Annotated in this window: 4 protein-coding genes and 1 pseudogene; 4 read left to right on the top strand and 1 reads right to left on the bottom strand. The window is 70.3% G+C overall.

The window, feature by feature from the left end:
• Positions 1-921, bottom strand: a 921-nt coding sequence (locus tag VFZ39_RS14760; protein ID WP_330866535.1) for a MoxR family ATPase, incomplete at its 3' end; no start/stop codon positions are given.
• A 324-nt stretch (positions 922-1,245) separates the two neighbouring features.
• On the opposite strand from VFZ39_RS14760, the gene mraZ reads away from it, so the two are divergent.
• The 4 genes and pseudogenes from mraZ to VFZ39_RS14740 form a co-directional block, all read left to right on the top strand.
• Positions 1,246-1,674 carry a division/cell wall cluster transcriptional repressor MraZ gene (gene mraZ / locus VFZ39_RS14755; RefSeq protein ID WP_330866534.1) on the top strand — a complete coding sequence of 143 codons (429 nt, stop codon included), beginning with the start codon at positions 1,246-1,248 and terminating at the stop codon, positions 1,672-1,674.
• 240 nt (positions 1,675-1,914) lie between these two features.
• Complete coding sequence (locus VFZ39_RS14750) at positions 1,915-2,061, top strand: hypothetical protein (RefSeq protein WP_330866533.1); 147 nt, start codon at positions 1,915-1,917, stop codon at positions 2,059-2,061.
• A gap of 9 nt (positions 2,062-2,070) precedes the next feature.
• A complete protein-coding gene (rsmH, locus tag VFZ39_RS14745) occupies positions 2,071-3,039 on the top strand; it encodes a 16S rRNA (cytosine(1402)-N(4))-methyltransferase RsmH (RefSeq protein WP_330866532.1) in 969 nt (322 codons plus the stop codon).
• 3 nt (positions 3,040-3,042) lie between these two features.
• Positions 3,043-3,372 (top strand): annotated as a pseudogene (locus VFZ39_RS14740) (hypothetical protein); the annotation flags it as partial.

The raw sequence follows: 3,372 nt of genomic DNA, 5'->3' as shown, positions 1-3,372 counted from the left end.
GCTCATCGACGCCTCGACGCTCGGCAGGAGCCGGTGGGTCAGGACCTGGCGGGCCAGCCCGCGCAGGTCGTCGGGGAGCACGTAGTCGCGGCCGGCCATGGCGGCGCTCGCCTTGGCCGCACGCACCAGGTGCAGGGTGGCGCGCGGGGACGCGCCGAGGGTCAGCTCGTCGGAGCGCCGGGTCGCGGACGTCAACGCCACGGCGTAGCGCTGGACGGCGTCGGAGACGTAGATCTGGTTGACGATGCCGATCAGCTTGCGGATCTCGGCCGCGTCGGTCACGGGCTCGAGGTCGTCGAGCGGGTTGTGCTGGGTGTGGCTGTCGAGCATCGCGATCTCGGAGGCCTCGACGGGGTAGCCGATCGACAGTCGCAGCATGAAGCGGTCGCGCTGGGCCTCGGGGAGGGCGTAGGTGCCCTCCATCTCGATGGGGTTCTGGGTCGCGATGACCATGAAGGGCGCCTCGAGGTAGTACGTCGAGTTGTCGACGGTGACCTGGTGCTCCTCCATGCACTCCAGCAGCGCGGACTGGGTCTTGGGCGAGGCGCGGTTGATCTCGTCACCGACCACGATGTTGGCGAAGACGCCGCCCGGGCGGAACTCGAACTCGCGGGTGTTCTGGTTGAAGATCGACACGCCCGTCACGTCGGACGGCAGCAGGTCGGGCGTGAACTGGATCCGGCGCACCGTGCACTCGATGCTGCGGGCGAGCGACTTGCTGAGCATGGTCTTGCCGACGCCAGGCACGTCCTCGATGAGGATGTGGCCCTCGGCCAGGAGGCCGATGAGGACCGTGTTGATCACGTCGGGCTTGCCCTCGATCACCTTCTTGACGTTGGAGCGGACCCGCTCCACGACCCGGCTCAGGGTCTCCAGATCGGCCCCGCCGCTCGAGGTCGTTCCCGTCTCCGTGACTGTCACGTGCCGTCCTTCCGGTTGCTGCTCTTCAGCCCCATCCATGCGTCCTGCCGTGAGGTCGCGAACGCCCCACCGGAGGTCGGGTGGAGCGCTGGGAGAAACCTACGCGCCGCACCCGTTCCTGCCTCTGACTCAGGCGATCACGGTTTGGTTGCGGATTCTCCCCCGTTCGGGTTCCGAGCGTAACCGACCCCACCTCGCCGGGGACCTGTCCAGCAGGGCACTCGCATCGGGGGGCGACATGGAGCGGAAGTGGTTGACCGTGGGGCAAAGTGGAGTACAGTGGCGCAAAGTGGAGGACAGCGGAGGGAAAGTGGAGGGCACGGGATGTTCCTGGGCACCTACACCCCCAAGCTCGACGACAAGGGCCGGCTCTTCCTCCCCGCGAAGTTCAGGGAGGAACTGATGGCAGGGCTGGTGGTGACGACGGGGCAGGAGCGCTGCCTCACCGTCTACAAGCTCGGCGACTTCGCCGAGATCGCCGCCCGCGTCCAGGCCGCCCCGATCACCGTGAAGGGCGCCCGTGACTACGGACGCTTCCTCGGCGCGAACGCCAACCAGGACACCCCGGACAAGCAGGGCCGCATCACCATCACGCCCATGCAGCGCGACTACGCCGCGCTCACCCGGGACGTGATGGTGCTGGGCGTGATCAACCGGATCGAGATCTGGGACCCCGCTCGCTGGGAGTCCTACAACCAGCAGAACCAGGAGACCTTCGCCGACATCAGCGAAGAGGTCTTCCCCGGCCTCTAGGCCAGCTCCACCCCCGCCACCCGCACCGCCCACAAGTCCACAGCGATCGTCCGGCGAGGTCTCAGCCCGCTGACGCCCACCCTCTGTAGCACCTTCCCCGGTTCCAGACGGTGACTTCCCTTCCAGCACCAGCGGGCGGGGGCCTGGCCGGACGATCACCGCTCCACGCACCTCATCCCTACCGCCACCACGACACCCCCACTTCGCTCCACCGGAACACCAACACGAGGGTCGAGACTCATGAGCATCACGCCGGTCGCGGACGCGGGACCCGTCCGCCGCGTGCGCCACCAGGCCCGCGAGGCCGCCGCACTGATGGCCTTCTCGGCCGCCACGTCAGTGGCGATCGCCGGGGCCCTCGTCCTGCTCGCCCACTGGGGACGCTGAGCCGGGACGATGACGAGTCCCTCCCACGTCCCGGTCCTCTTGGACCGGGTCGTTGCCCTCCTCGCGCCTGCCCTCGACCACGAGGGCGCGGTCCTCGTCGACGCGACCCTCGGCCTCGGTGGGCACACCGAGGCCGTGCTCGAGCGTTGTGCACTCGCCCGCGTGGTCGGCATCGACCGCGACACCGACGCCCTGGCCCAGGCGAGCGTGCGGCTGGCCGCCCACGGGACCCGCTTCACCGGCGTGCACGCGGTCTACGACGAGATCCCCGAGGTCCTGGCCGACCTCGGGCTCGACGCCGTCGACGCCGTGCTGTTCGACCTCGGCGTCTCCTCGCTCCAGCTCGACGTCCTCGAGCGCGGCTTCGCCTACCGCGAGGACGCCCCACTCGACATGCGCATGGACGGCACGAGCGGTCCCACGGCCGCCGACGTGCTCAACACGTACTCGGCCCCGGACCTGGCCCGGGTGCTGCGGGAGTACGGCGAGGAGCGGTTCGCCCGGCAGATCGCCAACGCGGTCGTCCGCGCCCGCGAGACGACGCCCTTCACCACGTCGGCGCGGTTGGTCGAGCTCCTGTACGACGTCATCCCGGCGCCCGCACGACGTACGGGCGGTCACCCGGCCAAGCGCACGTTCCAGGCCCTGCGCATGGAGGTCAACGACGAGCTCGCCGTGCTCCGCCGGGCGCTGCCCGCCGCGATCGACGCGATCGCCGTCGGTGGTCGCGTGGTCGTGGAGTCCTACCACTCGCTGGAGGACCGGCTGGTCAAGCGGGCGTTCGTCGAGGCGACGCGCAGCGACGTCCCCGAGGACCTCCCGTTCGTCCCCGCCGGTCACGAGCCGGCGTTCCGGCTGCTGACCCGCGGCGCCGAGAAGGCCGACCCGGCCGAGGTCGACCACAACCCCCGCGCCGCCAGCGTCCGGCTGCGCGCCCTCGAACGACTCGCCCCTTCCCCGAGCACAGGAGTCGCATAAGAGATGAGCAGCCCCGCCTTCCAGATCAGGTCCGGCCGGATCCGAGCCGCCGGTGCCCCAGGCCGGGTCTCCGGTCTCGCCGGTGCGGCCCTCCACCGGGCGCGGCTGACCGTCGTCCCCCGCACCAGGACCCGCACCAGCCACCTGCCGTTCGTGACGCTGGTGTCGTTCGTGCTGCTGGCCGGCGTGGTCGGGCTGCTGATGTTCAACACCTCGATGCAGCAGGCGGCCTTCACGGCCACCACGATGGAGCAGCAGGCCGCGACCCTGAACGCTCGCGAGCAGACGCTGCGGATGGAGCTCGACGCCCTGCGCGACCCGCAGCGGGTCGCG

Source organism: Nocardioides sp. (genome assembly GCF_036374615.1).
Lineage (GTDB): Bacteria > Actinomycetota > Actinomycetes > Propionibacteriales > Nocardioidaceae > Nocardioides.
Note: the sequence above shows the minus strand (reverse complement) of the source record. Positions and strands in the feature narration are given on the sequence as shown.